This is a genomic window from Thermovenabulum sp. (assembly GCF_049701175.1).
Classification (GTDB): Bacteria; Bacillota; Thermosediminibacteria; order Thermosediminibacterales; family Thermosediminibacteraceae; genus Thermovenabulum.
The window spans coordinates 41,556-56,186 of sequence record NZ_JBNATW010000010.1 but is presented as its reverse complement, the minus strand read 5'-3'; the positions used below and the strand labels follow the sequence as shown (position 1 = coordinate 56,186).

The 14,631-nt window shown below is 37.2% G+C and carries 11 protein-coding genes; all 11 read right to left on the bottom strand.

Going from position 1 to position 14,631, the window contains the following annotated elements; genetic code table 11:
- Window positions 1–3: 3 nt before the first annotated feature.
- Window positions 4–1,224, bottom strand: a complete 1,221-nt coding sequence (locus ACPLVF_RS05180; RefSeq protein WP_424906762.1) for a S41 family peptidase — start codon at window positions 1,222–1,224, stop codon at window positions 4–6.
- A gap of 27 nt (window positions 1,225–1,251) precedes the next feature.
- Complete coding sequence (locus ACPLVF_RS05175; RefSeq protein ID WP_424906761.1) at window positions 1,252–2,394, bottom strand: murein hydrolase activator EnvC family protein; 1,143 nt, start codon at window positions 2,392–2,394, stop codon at window positions 1,252–1,254.
- Window positions 2,395–2,424: 30 nt separating this feature from the next.
- Window positions 2,425–3,297: a permease-like cell division protein FtsX gene (gene ftsX / locus ACPLVF_RS05170; RefSeq protein WP_424906760.1), complete on the bottom strand. Its 873-nt coding sequence runs from the start codon at window positions 3,295–3,297 to the stop codon at window positions 2,425–2,427.
- Window position 3,298: 1 nt separating this feature from the next.
- Window positions 3,299–3,973, bottom strand: coding sequence for a cell division ATP-binding protein FtsE (ftsE, locus tag ACPLVF_RS05165; protein ID WP_424906759.1), 675 nt, complete (start codon window positions 3,971–3,973; stop codon window positions 3,299–3,301).
- Window positions 3,974–4,105: 132 nt separating this feature from the next.
- Window positions 4,106–7,600, bottom strand: a complete 3,495-nt coding sequence (locus ACPLVF_RS05160) for a glycosidase (RefSeq protein WP_424906758.1) — start codon at window positions 7,598–7,600, stop codon at window positions 4,106–4,108.
- Window positions 7,582–8,607: a hypothetical protein gene (locus ACPLVF_RS05155; protein WP_424906757.1), complete on the bottom strand. Its 1,026-nt coding sequence runs from the start codon at window positions 8,605–8,607 to the stop codon at window positions 7,582–7,584. The genes ACPLVF_RS05160 and ACPLVF_RS05155 overlap by 19 nt, the downstream gene beginning before the upstream one ends.
- Window positions 8,600–9,760: a glycosyltransferase family 4 protein gene (locus tag ACPLVF_RS05150; RefSeq protein WP_424906756.1), complete on the bottom strand. Its 1,161-nt coding sequence runs from the start codon at window positions 9,758–9,760 to the stop codon at window positions 8,600–8,602. Before ACPLVF_RS05150 ends, ACPLVF_RS05155 begins: the two co-directional genes overlap by 8 nt.
- A 244-nt stretch (window positions 9,761–10,004) precedes the next feature.
- Window positions 10,005–10,847, bottom strand: a complete 843-nt coding sequence (locus ACPLVF_RS05145; protein ID WP_424906782.1) for a YitT family protein — start codon at window positions 10,845–10,847, stop codon at window positions 10,005–10,007.
- 11 nt (window positions 10,848–10,858) lie between these two features.
- A complete protein-coding gene (locus ACPLVF_RS05140) occupies window positions 10,859–11,596 on the bottom strand; it encodes a WecB/TagA/CpsF family glycosyltransferase (RefSeq protein ID WP_424906755.1) in 738 nt (245 codons plus the stop codon).
- 15 nt (window positions 11,597–11,611) lie between these two features.
- Complete coding sequence (gene csaB, locus ACPLVF_RS05135) at window positions 11,612–12,688, bottom strand: polysaccharide pyruvyl transferase CsaB (protein WP_424906781.1); 1,077 nt, start codon at window positions 12,686–12,688, stop codon at window positions 11,612–11,614.
- 5 nt (window positions 12,689–12,693) lie between these two features.
- The gene (locus tag ACPLVF_RS05130) at window positions 12,694–14,616 is read right to left on the bottom strand and encodes a DUF5693 family protein (protein ID WP_424906754.1); all 1,923 of its coding nucleotides are present in this window, start codon (window positions 14,614–14,616) and stop codon (window positions 12,694–12,696) included.
- Window positions 14,617–14,631: the final 15 nt, after the last annotated feature.

Sequence of the window (14,631 nt, the reverse complement as noted above, 5' to 3'; positions counted from 1 at the left end):
AAATCAATTGCTCCCTGTTTTAATTTTTGCCCTCAATACTTCTACAGCCTTTTTTAGTTGGGCATCTTTTTCAAAGGAAGTAGCATAAGCACTTTGTTCCTCAGCTTTAATAACAACATCAGGAATTATCCCTTCACCCTCTATGGAACGCCCTGAAGGAAGATAATACTTTGCAATGGTGAGCTTTATTCCACCTCCACCGGCAAGGGGCACCAATTCCTGTACTGTACCTTTACCGAAGGTTTTTTCTCCAATTAGAAGTCCTGCCTTAAAATCCTTTACAGCACCCGCAACTATTTCTGCAGCACTGGCACTGTTCTCATTTATGAGTACAACAAAGGGAATTTCTACTTTTGATTCATCGGAATAAAATTCTTCTAACCTATTTTTATTTTTATCTTCGGTATATACTATTAAACCTTTTCCCAGCAAAATATCTGCAACTTTTACCGCTGAATCCAGAGCCCCTCCAGGATTATTCCTTAAATCCAAAATCAAGCCTTTAATTTTCTTATCTTTTAAGTTTTTCAAGGCCTCATTAAGCTCTTGTGGAGTGTATGTATCGAAGGAGGTAATCTTAATATATCCGATTTGACCTTCTATCATTTCTGATTTTACAGTTCTAATCTTTATATTATCTCTAATTAGTTCAAATTTCAGCAAATCCTTGATTCCAGGCCTTTCTACATAGACGGTTACCTTAGTCCCCTTTTTTCCCCTCAGCAATTTCACTGCTTCATCCAAACTTTTGCCTCTAAGATCAACTTTATCTACTCTAACAATCACATCCCGAGGGAGTATACCAGCCTTATGCGCCGGGGTACCCTCAATAGGTGAAATAACAATTATATTTTTCGTCTTTTCGTCAACACCGAGGGACAGACCTACCCCTTCAAAGGAACCGTTTATTGATGTAACAAAATCTTCAAATTCATTTTTATCCATGTAAACTGAATAAGGGTCTTTTAAAGATTCCACCATCCCCTTAATGGCACCTTCAATAAGTGTGGAATCGGGTATATCTCTAACAAACTTTTTTTTGATATAATCCTTTACTTCTAATAGGGACTCTAAGTCTTTATTATACTCTTTCGCTGTAGTATCCTCTTTTAAAGCATAAAGGGGCATAGCTTTAAAACTAAGCCCGAGATAAAAGGAAAAAATGCATAATATGATTACAGCAAATACAGTCAAAAGTGTCTTTTTATTTATGGAGAATTTCAATTTGAAAACCACCTATCCTTTTAATTCCTATTTTAGCCAGCTCCAGGGATTTACACATTGACCTTCTTTTCTCACCTCAAAATGAAGATGCGGCCCTGTAGAAAAGCCAGTACTTCCTACATCTGCAATTTTACTGCCTTTCTTTACTTTATCCCCTTCGCTGACGTTTATTCTTGAAAGATGTGCATATAAAGTAGATATTGAGCCTCCGTGATCTATAATTACAGTATTTCCGTATCCTCCGTACCAACCAGCATATATAACCACCCCATCGTCCGCTGCTACCACATCGGCACCGTAGGATGCAGCTATATCAATCCCCGTATGGAATTTTTTCACGCGAAAAATGGGGTGAACCCTCCATCCATAGTCTGAAGTAACCTGGTTTGATGAAGGCACAGGCCATTGAAATACGCCGGTACCTACAAATTTCCTCTTGTTTTGTGCCTGAATCTTTTGTATCATTGCAGCAATCTGTTTTGAGTCACGTTCTAACTGTTCCTCTTCCCTTAAGTACTGCTGTTTTTCCTTCTCCAATTCAGCGAGAAGCTTTTTCCTTTCCGCTTGCCTTGAAGCAATCTGAATCTTTTTCTCCTTTATAGTATTCTGTTGCTGTGATATTTCATACTGCTGCCTTTCTAACTGAGCTTTTTTAATACTTACCTCTTCCCTCTTGGCTTTATATGTATTCAAAAGGTCCCTATCGTAATCCACAATCCGTTTTACCATGTCTAATCTTGTCAGAAAATCGGAAAAACTTTTTGCAGAAAGTATAACTTCAATGTAATCTACTGGGCCAGATTTATACATGGCAATAAGTCGTGTGGAAAGGTTTTGCTTTTGATCCTCTAAAGCCTTTTCAGCAGCTTTCAAATCCTGTTTTGTCTGTTCAAGTTTTTTTTGGGTTTCTACTAACTTTGCAGCAACTCTTTCCAAATCCTTCTGAGCACGATTGAGTTCTTTTTCTATAATTCCTAATTCCTCCACAACATTCCTTTTTTTGCTCTCCACTTGATTTATGTTCTTTCTTATATTGTTTAACTTCATTTGTATCTCTTTCTGCTTTTCTTTCAATTCTTCTAAATCAATGCCCAGTGCAGTCCCACAGGAATATATTAAAAAGAATAAAAGCAGAATTGGTATAACCCCGTACTTCCACCTTTTCCTCACGGTTTTTCCTCCCCACCGGATAGTGATATTTTACACTTTCAAAAACCTTTTCAATGAAAAACCGCTTCCCAAAGCCCCAAGAAACATTCCCATTAAACCAAAATAAGGAAGATAGCTGTAAAACAATTGCACCGGGACAAGGGAAATCATTGGAAGATTAAATTTTATAGTATTATAAAAATAATTATAGGATACAGCAAGAATAAGAATAGCTATTATTGAGCCTATTAATCCGAGAATCATGCCTTCGATAAAAAAAGGCCATCTTACAAACCAATCGGTAGCTCCGATGAATTTCATAATTTGTATCTCCCTGCGCCTTGCAAAAACCGTAATCCTTATGGTATTTGAAATTATAAAAACCGACAGGGCAGCAAATGCCAGCATTACGGCAATTCCGATAACCCTCATCCAATAGGTTATTTTAAAAAGCTTTTCAACTATTCCCTTACCGTATTTTACTTCCTCAATTCCCTGCAATGCCTTTATTTTTTCAGCTACGCTTACAACATCTTGTGGAGTTTTTACTTTAATCCTAATAGAATTTGGAAGGGGGTTTTCAATACCCTCTAAAAGCTCCGGTCCTACCTGTTTTTTGAATTCCTCAAAGGCCTCCTCTTTTGATACAAATTTAAATTCACTTACTTCTTCCATGTTTTGTATTTGTTTTTTCAAGAAATCCACCTGCAGTTGATTTAAACCGTCCTTAAGGTATGCTGTAATCTCTACCTGCGATTCCACATCCTTTGCTATGTAATCAACATTTATTGCAAGCATTAAAAAGGCACCTAAAATAATCAATGCAGAAGCAACAGCCCCAATAGATGCCACACTCATCCAACTGTTTCGAAAAAGGCTCTGAAGAGCTTCCTTGAAAAAATATTTTAGAGTCCTTAGCTTCATTTTAGTAGACACCTCTTTCTTCATCCCGAACCAATTTGCCCGAATCCAGCTGCAGTACTCTTTTTCTCATAGCATTTACAATATCCTTAGCATGAGTGGCTACTATTAAGGTTGTGCCATTCATGTTTATTTCATTTAAAAGCTTCATAATTTCCCACGAAGTATCGGGATCAAGATTGCCCGTAGGCTCATCCGCAATTATCACATCAGGGTTGTTTACCAATGCCCTTGCTAAGGAAACCCTCTGCTGCTCTCCTCCTGAAAGCTCATGAGGTTTTGCATTGATTTTATGAGAAAGCCCCACCATTTCCAACACCTTGGGCACCCTTTTTTTGATTTCCCTTAAAGGCGCCTCTATTACTTCCATAGCAAAAGCTACGTTTTCATAAACCGTTTTTTGTGGGAGAAGCCTGAAGTCCTGAAATACCACACCAATTCGCCTTCTCAAAAAAGGCACCTGTGAATGTTTCATCCGGGTTATATTCTTGCCGTTGAAAAATATCTGCCCCTTTGTGGGCACTTCTTCCCTTATTAATAACTTTATAAAGGTTGATTTTCCTGCACCGCTGGGACCAACAATAAAAACAAACTCACCCTTTTGTATCTTTACCGTAATGTCCTGTAATGCTATATGTCCTCCACTGTAAATTTTTGTCACATTGTACATCTCTATCACGAATATCACCTCGAAAATTATATCGACAAAATACCTTGATTTATTTTAATTTCGACGAAAAAAGCAAAAATCCTTCCCACATTTGAGTTTAAATTACAGGAAATAATGGTAAAATTAATTAAAAAAAAGCTGTCATACCCTTTTGGATGACAGCCTTTGCCTAATTTCTTTTGGAATTAAATCTGCTATTTTCCCCGTCGCTATAAAGATGCTCGTATCAGCAGCCCCGTAATAAACAATAATCTCATCCTCATCTTCCAATACCTCTTTATCTTTTACCGGGACCGCTCCGCAGGTAAAAACCACATTGGGCACCCAGCTCTCTCCCTTTTTCCCTATTTCGCTTTCAGTCTCAGGAGACAGTATAGGATTTGGTGATCTATACAAAACCTTTCCCGGGTCTTTTAAGTCCACAAGAAGGACTCCCAATCTGTACACCAGTTCAAAATCCACACCGTGATAAATTAAGAGCCATCCATATTTGGTCTTAATCGGCTGAGCACCTGCGCCAATTTTTAGCGAATCCCACATAAACCCAGCCCTCGGCCCAACTATTATTTTGTGGCCCTTATCGGGCCAAGGAAACCTAAGCTCATCGGAATAAGCCATCCAGATGCTCGGTTCAATTCTATGGTAAATTACATATTTCCCCTCTATTTTTTCCGGAAATAAAAGGGCATCCTTATCCCAAAGCCCGGGGAACGCAAGGCCTAACCTCTTCCATTTATCAAAATCCCTGTTTAAAAAATCTTCTACCCTAATTGATGCCGCAGCTATTTGTGCAACAACACCGTCATAGGCAGTGTAAAGCATAACTATCTCGTCATCGACAATTACTACCCTCGGATCTTCACAACCTTTTACTTCTTCCTTCATATGTGGTGAAAAAATGGGGCTTTCAAGCCTTTCAATTACATTGAAACCATCAGTTATCGCAAGCCCAATCCGGGATACCTCATCCTGTCCAAAGGCTCTGTAGAGTATATAAACCTTGCCATCTAATCTAAATGCTGCAGCATTTAATACATACCTGTTTTCCCACCAGTGCTCCCTAATAGGTTTAAGCAGAGGCTCCAACTTATATCTTTTCAACATTCCCGCAGGTGGCCACGGCTCAATTTCCTGAATTACTACTTCTTCCTCTTTGGGAGGGATAACCCCCAGTAATAACTGGCGCAGGTCCTGTGCTTCTCTGCCAAGTCCTATCAGGTTAAAAATTTTTTTCTCTATGTCTTTCACATCATTTCCCATTTCTTTATAGACTTCTTCAATAAAATCGTGGTTAAACCAATCCCTTTCCACATGTAAAAAAAGAGGTGTAGGAATTCCTTCTCCTCCTTTGAAACTAAAACTAGCCCACGTCCAGACAGAACAGGGCATAAAGGTTCCATCTTTCAATGTGGTGCTTAAACCATATCCTCTTACCATAGTTTTTAGATAACTCGCTTCATCTTTTTCTCCTTGAGATATTAATGTATCTGCAAGTTGGTTTACCCTCTTTATGAACTCCCTTTGTATCATGTTTTCAAATATGTGATGGGCGGAAAAGATATCCTTACCAAAATGACCGATTATAGAATTTATTACTTTTATTCCAACCTCTTTGCGTTCTGCAGCAAATGTTGCCCACAGCTTGGAATAAAATTCCGCTTCTACAATACTCTTTGCTATCCTGCAAAAATACCTTACCCGAGGGTATTCGCCACCCATACCCTTTCCCAAATTTACCACCGAAATTCGAGCTGTCAACCTGTTAAAATCCGATATCTCTCTTAGCTCGCTAATTCCAGGAAAACGTTCCTTACTTATTATTAGCGGCAATATATCAGCTTCTTCAAAGCTGTCATGCCTTAGGTTATCCTGCAGCCACATAAAAATTCTGTCGAAATAATCTGTATCTTCCGTGTATTGAGCAAGGGTTAAAATATCCCTCACATCGATGTTATCCAACAATTCCCGCAGGCTTTTGAACTTTAACATTACAAGGAGATTTCTTGGTGGAAATTCATATATTACCTTCCTCAATATTTCCCACTTTATTGTAAGGATTTTCTTATGGGGAAATTTTTCAAAAATAGCACCGCAAAATTCTCTTACACCTTGCTCGGTACAAAGGTCCCCCGGAAATATTTTTTCCAACGCTTTTTCAAGCCTTGACAAGAATTCTTTATATTTTTTTACCACTTCGTCTGGTTCATCTTCTCTTGCCTTCAATTCTTCCTTGACAAATTCTTTAAAGTTATCTTTGTATCTTCTGTGCAGCCTTTTTAATATTTCATTGGGGAATACTTCCTTACCTCTAATGCCTTTTAACTTTTTGGGAATTACTATTGGTACACCCGGGATATATTCCATATAATCCAAGGGAATAAGGACAGGATTTTTTAAAACAGACTTTTCCTTCCACTTTGTTATAAAACTTCTTTTTTCTTTCTCAAAAGCTTCGAATTGTTCGTTTATCCCTTCTTCCTTTTTCTCCCTTAAAAATCCTGCCACCCTACCGTCGTACAATGCCATAAAAGAGTTTAACAAATCATCTTTGGATATCCCTTCTGAAAAAGCAAACCCTAACAAAAAAGAGTAAACTATTTTTGCCCATAATTCATTGGAAAAATTAAAATCGGTCAATGAGGCCTCGAGCATTCTATCCAAGTCAGAAATTATTTTTTCATCCAATATTTTTGTTAAAAAATTGCGGTAATGAAAATAACCTGTTTTAAATTCCTTTACGTAAACTTCGTAATTACAAAACACCTCTAAAGGCTTTTCTCTTTCCCCAATATCGTAAAGGTCAGGAAATTTTACAACCTTTTTTGCTTCAAGCCATCTATTTTCATCCTCAGCAACCATGCTAAAAAGGGAAAAAGCCATTTCTTTAAAAACTATGGACCTTTTACCAAAAGTTAATGGAGAAAACTTTGCTCCTAAGGCAACCTCACAGATTTTCCTATTGTTCCGCAATAAATAGGTTAAAATCCAGGGGTTTACGCCAAACCCTCCTAAGATTTCTTTGTATTTATCAAAATCCATAGACATTTCTTCAATTAAACTTTTAGAAATCCCGAAAACACCACTTAAAGGGTCGGCAAACCTAACCCTGTAAAGGGCTGAAATAAGCGGTGATACAAAAAGAGATCCTGTTGTATCTTCAAAGGGGTGTCTGCTAAAAACCGCAATAGAGGCATCGTAACCTTCCATAAGAGGTTCGTAGAGCCTGTCAATCCATTCAGGCTTTATCCCATAATTGTTTTCCCGTTTGAGATCAGCTTCTAAAAGTATTACATCGCCTTTCATAATTTTTGCCGCTTCTAAAATCGCCCTTATGCTATAACCCCTTCCGTTCACTCCCTTTGGCATCAGAAAACCAAGAACTTCATCGCCAAACTCATTTTTAACTGCATTCAAGGCTTCTTCTCCAGCAGGGTCGCCAACCACCATTATCAACTTTGAATTATTTAAGAATTTTAAACTATCCATTGCAGTTTTTATCACTTCTATAAGGGTATCCTTTTCATTGTAAAAGGGTATTCCTATTATACAGCTTGCAGAAAAATTTTCAGGTATCTCTTTTTTTATTTTTTCGAGGTTGGTATAATAAAGGGCTTCCTCTAAACCGCTGGGACACATTCCAACGCATTTCCCCTTTCAAATTCTTTTAATAACTGACACGCTATCAGGTATGAAACGAGGGCTTCAGCACCCTGATTTAAATTAACCCCATCAGGTACCAATGCATCATGGCATCCTTGGGTTTCCTCATTTACTACAGGTATTTTATTGATATTTTCACCCCAATACCAGTTATATGCACCCTTAGCAAAAATCATATATTCTTTTTTCCCCGTTGCAACAAAGGCCTGTAAACATGCAAGAATCATTGATGCGGCATCAACAGGCTGTTGATCGTAAAGCGGAGGTTTGCTTTCTTTATTCCACCATCCCCGATTGCCTATAATGTTTAAATACCCTTTTTCAAAAAGGGCATCGGATAAGAACTTTAAGGTCTTTTCGGCCACTTTTAGAGCCTTTCTGTCACTACTTAGTTCATAGTAAGTAAATAGGGAATGGGGTAGGAGTGCATTGCAGTAGGTTAATTTTTCTTCAAACCACTGCCATGATCCAGAGCTGTTTAGGCTGTAGTGCTCTATTAGATGATAGGCTAATTTTTTTGCGGCATCGAAAATGAACCTATTGCCAGGAAAAATATCCTTTAGATATCCAAAACCAATAATGCAGTAAGCAGCTGCTCTTAGAGAACGTATATTTAAGGTATTAGGAAGGCTTTTTCTAATCAGCCTCATACCTAAATCTTTTAGCTCTTCATCTCCTTCTGAAGCTGCAAAGCAAGATGCAAGAAACGCCCTTCCAAAACAGTCTTCAGAGTCTAAATCCGGCAAGAAATTTTTGCCTATTTTTAAGTTTGAGAAAGTGCCGTCTCTTTTTTGAGCCTCCTTTAAAAAATTTCCGTATATACTCGAAAGTCTTTTTCCATCTTCATTTTTCATGTTTATTGATACTATCAGTGCCCGCGCATTGTCGTCAACGGTATATCCACTATTAATATCTGGCTCCGCTTTCTTTGAAAACTGGATTATTCCGTTTTGGTCCGTCATCCTCAATAAGTGTTTATACATCTTCAGAAGCACTCCTTTTGAGTTTAACCCCTAATAGTTCTTCAATTATTTCAATATAGCTTTTGGCTACATTGGGCCAAAGCATGGTTTCGCCCAATTTTGATGCATTTTTTTCCAGCTTTGCCTTTAAGATTTCATCAGATAACACTTTTTCTATTAGTAAGGATAATTGGTCCGGGTCAGCAGAAGAAGAAACAAGACCTCGTTCATTCTTAAGCATTTCAAGTGAATACTCATAAGGTGTTGAAACTATGGCCCTACCGCATCCTATTGCATAAGAAAGCGTCCCACTTACAGCCTGCTGCCTCCCAGGATAAGGCGTTAAATAAACATCAGTCATGTAAAGTATTTCACCTAATTCTTCTAAGCTGATGTATTTATTTATAAAATAAACGTTTTCCTGGAGAGATAATTGTTCCACAAGCTTTAAAAGAGAATCTCTGTAGACTTCCCCCTCACTTTTTTTAAGTTTGGGATGGGTTTCCCCTGCTACAATATATAGTATGTTTGGAAATTTGTTCTTTAATTTATTAATTGCTAAAATCCCTATTTCTATTCCCTTGCCAGGCCCGATGAAGCCAAAAGTAGTTACAACCGGCCTCCCTGAAAACCCGTATTTTTCTTTTAACCTGTTGCGATCCTTTTTTTCAAACTTTGGCACTCCATGAGGAATAATATAAATCTTATTTAAAGGTACCCTATAAACTTCATTTAATATTTCTGCGGAACGTCTTGTCATGCAAATTACTGCTTTTGATCTATCTGCAAGTTCCATCAATATCTTTTTTTGTCTGTAGGTCGGCACAGTTAAGACTGTATGGGTAGTTAAAATACATGGTTTTTTTAACCTTTCCGTAAATTTTAATATATTTACCCCATCAGCTCCGCCGAATATACCATACTCGTGTTGTAAAAGTACAACATCGAGATTTGAAGCATTTACAACCTCAGAGGCTATAAGGTAATCATCTTTTACTTCTTCATGTATTTCAAACATAACTTCTTCTGTGTATTCGTAATTGGAATTTCTATCGGTCATTGCAATAATTTTTACATTTTGCCCGTGCAAACACAAATTATCACAAAGGTCCTTTGCAAAAGACGCCAGTCCGCATTCCCTCGGTGGATAAGTAGAAACTATACCTATATTCATATCTCATCCCTCGCTTTTTAATTTTTATTTTTTATAAAAAACACATTATTAGTATTATCTCAAAATTTATCAGCTATTATCCTGTCTACTTCATTTATTAAATGTTATTTTTTGTTGATATTATGTCAACTTTTGAATTTGTTAAATATTCTAAGATTTTACTTAATATTTTTTTCTATTTTTTTTGTCCCAAATTTTTTTTAAAAAATCACAAAAAAGCCCGCGATTTTTAAATATCGCGGGCTTAAATGACTTCTTCCTTCTTATTAAAGCTAAATCCTTCTCCTAAAACCTCATGCACGTCGTGGACAATGACAAAAGCGGCAGGATCTATATCCTTTATTATTTTTTTAAGTCGGGAAAGTTCAAGTCTCGTTACTGCACACAATAGGATATTTCGGCTTTCCCCCGTATAACCTCCCATACCTTTTAATACGGTTACTCCCCTATTCATTTCTTCCATTATTTTCTGAGCTATTTTTTCATTGTGATCAGAAATAATATATACAGCCTTTGCATAGTTTATCCCTTCCTGGACAAGGTCAATCACCTTACTGCTCACGTATAGGGCAATCCAAGAGTACATCGCTAATTCCCAGTTAAAAGCTAAGCCATCAAGTAAAATTACAAAAAAATCAACAAATAAAATGCCCTGACCTACGCTTATAGAAGGAAAAAAATGATTGATGAGCATAGCGGCAAGGTCCGACCCACCCGTTGTGGCCCTTGTTCTGAAAACAATACCCAATCCGGCTCCCAATAAAATCCCACCGTAGACCGTTGCAAGGAGAAGATCCCTTGTAGGCACCGGGAATTTTGCGGTAAGCTCTGTAAAAACGGAAAATAAAAGGGTGCCAACAATGGTTTTTACCCCAAAACCCTTGCCTAAATACACTACCCCTGCAACAAAAAGGGGCACATTTAAAACAAGCATGGTCCAGCCTACTGGTACATGAAAAAGGTAATGCAAAACTGTTGCAAGGCCGCTTACTCCGCCCGCCGCTACTTTATTGGGGACCAAAAACATTGTAAGGCCAAGGGAAGAAATAAAGCAACCTATTGCAATCTGTAAATAATCCAAAACCATTGGCCTCAGGTTCACTTTTTACCCCTCTTTTCAATTAAAATAACTTTTATTAAAAACTTGGGAAGTGCTGTCATCCTCTTTGCTCGGTAAGGTTCTTTTACCAAACGGTAAAGCCATTCAAGACCTAATTTTCTCATAATCAAAGGCGCCCTTTTAGTCCTGCCAGAAAGCACATCCAAACTCCCGCCAACGCCCATTAAAAAACCGCAATTTATTTTACCCCTATATCTATCAATAAATAATTCCTGCTTCGGTGCTCCCATACCGACAAATACCATGTCCGGGGACTTTTTATTGAGCTCTTCTATTATTCTTTTTTCTTCCTCCGCTGAAAAATACCCGTGGTGAGCACCTGATATCTTAATGTTTGGGAAAGATTTTTTTATGTTTTCAAGGGCATCATCCGCTACCCCCGGTTTACCGCCCAGTAAATATACGGAGTAGCCTTTTTTATCCGCAAGTTTCAAAAGCTCTACCATCAAATCAAACCCCGTTGTTCTCTCCTTTAAAGGGGTCCCCTTAATCCTTGATGCCAAAAAAACTCCAATCCCATCGGGCAAGGATATATCTGCATTGCAAATCGCATTGTAAAGCTTTTGGTCTTTATTGGCGGAAATTACTATCTCCGCATTTGGAGTAACTATTCCCGCTGCCATCCTTTTTATTATAAATTCTTCTGCCCTTATTAATGATTCACTATAAGTTATCCTATCAAAAGGAACGTTTAGGATTTTGATAATTTCCCTCATATTTTCCCTCCGTGATTATGAAAGAAGTTCTAAAGCTTTCATAACCGTTTCTCTTGCTCTTTCCTTTAATCTCAAGATCAGCTCTTTTTCTTTTTCAGTTATACCTTCGCCCAGTCTTTTTTTTGCTGAATCATAAATTCCCCTACCGTTGATGTTTTTTACATCGAATACATAAGGATTGCCTATCATTTTCAAAAACCTGTCTACCTTTGGATCATAGGAAACCCCAACACATGGGATATACAAGGCTGAAGCCATTATTAGAGAGTGAAGTCTCATACCTATCATTAGGTCAAGGTTTTTTATTATTGAAAAAGTTTTAATAGGATCTAATACCTCCTCTATGACAAAAACATTTTTCAGTGAAACATTCTTGAGCACTTTCTCAGATATTTCTACATCGTGAGGTTTGTGATAAGGGATTAAAACAAAATTTACGCTGTCACCAAAAAGTTCGATCAAATGTGAAAACTCCTCTATTATCCTCCCCTCATCCCTCCAACTTCTTATTGACAAACCTATGGTGGGCTTTTCAAAATCCACTCCTTTTTCAATAAGTATGTTTTTACCGATATTTTGGTCAATACTACTGGGTTCTATACCTATTACCGGATCCGCTGTAACTTTTATTTTTGAAGGTGAAATGCCCAAGTCCAACAAATCCTCTTTCGAGTCTTCATCCCTCAAAGTTATAAAATCCACTTTATTTAATATATACATTGCCAATTTTTTTGATAGGTTTCTATTAACAGGGCCGTAACCCTGGGCAAATATGAAAACCTTTTTCCCAAGTTTTTTTGCAATATAAATCAACGAAAGGTAGTATAAAAGGGAAGCAAAGCTTGTGGCATCTTGAATCAGGCTTCCGCCTCCGCTTATAAGCATATCCGATTCTTTTATTGCGGAAATTAAATTCCTAAAATTATCCCTTTTTACAGAATTAACCCCGTAAATTTTCGAAGTCTCTTCTGGAGAGTTGGATAAAACGGTGATTTTTATACCGGGAATTTCTTTTTTGAGGTTTTCTACAATAAAATAAAGCACCGCCTCGTCGCCCAAATTGTTAAATCCGTAATAGCCAGAAATTACCACATTTTTCAATTTATCCACCTCTTCAACAGGCCTTTTGAAAAATCAGCTAAAAGACAAAGAACCAAGCCCAAAATTATACCTAATCCCAAACCTACAAAAGTCCTTAAAAGGGATATCAAAAAGGGTGTGTGTATATGAGCGAAAGTGTTTACTAAGGAAACCTGTCCAATAGCCCCTAAAACCAAAAGGGGTAATCTTTTATCGTTGTAACCTCTGTAGAGCAAAAGCAGCATAAAGGGATGCCCGACCAAAAACTCCTTTGTCCTCGGCCTTACTCCAAGAACCCTATCCAAAAGGTATCTAAACTTCAACTCTAATGTGCTCACTCCAACCGCTGATTCATTGCCAGTTCTGCTCAAATATACAAGACCCACTATTGAAAACACAAAAGCTAATATTAAATATTTAACAAGCACCGGCTGGTCCAATATTTCCTTTATCTTCTTTACAGGATCTTTATCGCTGTAAAATAAATAGACAAGGCAAGCAACAATCAATACAGGAAGCAAATATGCAAGCTTTACACCTGCAAATTGGTCAATTTTTACCATATACTCTGTTGACGATAATAACCCTGACATTATAAAGGCACCAATTAAAGAATAAAGTGTCATTACAACCATTTTAATAATAGCTTGTAGGATAAAGATATCTTTTTTATTCAAAAGGTTATAAATAGATAAAACGGGAAAAACTACAACTGAAGCTAAAGCCATCAATTTTAGCGAAATCGTCGGTGCAACAAAAAGCATTGCTATCCATAAAAGTGAAAGCATCCCAAAGACTTCAAAAGCATATTTAAATCCTATCTGCAATAAAATCATAGCAAAGCCTGCAATTGGTCCAAGTCCTAATAAAAGCAATAAAATCCTGTTTTGATGTATGTTATCATAAGGTTTGGGGAGTTTAAAAGAGCCCAATTCTACTACAAAACCTTGGTTTTTCAATTTAGAAACCGTTTTGGAAATTACCTCCGAATTGACCTGTAATTTCGCATTAACCTCATCTACAGGAAGCATCTTATAATAAAGGATCCTAATATTTCTTTCTCTAACCGCCAAGGTAAAACGGTCTATAAGGTTTTCTGGGGTGATGGTACCAAGCTCATTGTCAGCTACAGTATGTAACCTTAATACTTTATTGTTCAAAAGTTTTGCTAATTTGTCTATTCCCATCTGATTGTAAAATTCTACAGTTCCAAGGGACAAATTGTTTTTATGGAACTCATCGGCTATAGGTTTTAACCCTGTTGGAAAACCGGGAATTTTTTTATCGGAAAAAAGAACAGCTGTAATCATACTCCCCGAGTTTGCTAAATCTTCAAAAACAAATTTAATAGATTCATCGTTTACGAGGGGCCAATTTTTTATCATTAATACCGTATGTAATCCTAAACTTTCAAGACTTTTTATTTCATCCCTGTCAAAACCCACGCCGATATTTAATAAACTCAACATAGGAATATTTACAGCAATAGCATCCTGGCCATTTAAACTGAAAACCTCCACCTTATCATTCCCGATTTTGTTTTTTAGATGGTTTATTAACCTCGAAGACATTTTCTTATCAGAAGTTAATATATAAGTTTCGCTTCCTGAAAAGAAAAAATTCCCATTGTATCCTAAAGCTCTTAACCCTTGCCTGTTGGTAACAAAAACCTTACCGTCATTTACCAAGTCCTGAACGGTACTTTCCTTATACAATACGGAGTTTACTCCCCATCCTTTAAAGAGGTTTGCTGCATCTTTCACACTCATGTTTTGTTCCTGAGCTGTTATTTTTATGTCTGTGTAAGAAACCGCAAAATCCACCAATTTATTTTTATCTTCAGCATTTATACGAGGAATAAGGGCAAAAAATGACAATATTAGTGATAAGGCAATTACTGCTGTAAAAAAATTCTTTGCAAACCTTTTATTCCTATTCATGCAAACCATCCCTTC

Coding starts and splice junctions, on each gene's coding strand:
- ACPLVF_RS05155 (WP_424906757.1), bottom strand. CDS start 8,607: ATGTATAAACACTTATTGAGGATGACGGACCAAAACGGAATAATCCAG.
- ACPLVF_RS05130 (WP_424906754.1), bottom strand. CDS start 14,616: ATGAATAGGAATAAAAGGTTTGCAAAGAATTTTTTTACAGCAGTAATT.
- ACPLVF_RS05145 (WP_424906782.1), bottom strand. CDS start 10,847: ATGGTTTTGGATTATTTACAGATTGCAATAGGTTGCTTTATTTCTTCC.
- ACPLVF_RS05140 (WP_424906755.1), bottom strand. CDS start 11,596: ATGAGGGAAATTATCAAAATCCTAAACGTTCCTTTTGATAGGATAACT.
- ACPLVF_RS05150 (WP_424906756.1), bottom strand. CDS start 9,760: ATGAATATAGGTATAGTTTCTACTTATCCACCGAGGGAATGCGGACTG.
- ftsX (WP_424906760.1), bottom strand. CDS start 3,297: ATGAAGCTAAGGACTCTAAAATATTTTTTCAAGGAAGCTCTTCAGAGC.
- ACPLVF_RS05160 (WP_424906758.1), bottom strand. CDS start 7,600: ATGTGTCCCAGCGGTTTAGAGGAAGCCCTTTATTATACCAACCTCGAA.